The following is a 248-nucleotide window of genomic DNA, read 5'->3' on the forward strand; positions in this document are numbered from 1 at the left end:
TGTCGTCACCGGCGCTGCCATAGAGGGTGTCGTTGTCGAGGCCGCCTTCCAGCTGGTCGTCGCCGTCGGACCCGTCGAGGACATCGTTGCCGGCCTGGCCGCGCAGCAGGTCGTCGCCGCCCTGGCCAGTGATGCTGTCGTTGCCCGTGCCGGTGGTGATGCTCAGGCGCTCGACGGCGGCGACTGTCAGGTGGTTGGCGTAGTAGACGCCGGCCGGCGACCAGCCGATCTGGAACGCGCCGTACTGG

At 69.8% G+C, this 248-nt stretch carries 1 protein-coding gene; it reads right to left on the minus strand.

Annotation, left to right across the window (positions count from 1 at the left end):
• Window positions 1-248 (minus strand): calcium-binding protein (locus AC2YG9_RS22460; RefSeq protein WP_487300227.1); only part of this gene is annotated, 248 nt, incomplete at both ends.

Source organism: Caulobacter sp. SRI_014, from assembly GCF_057586315.1.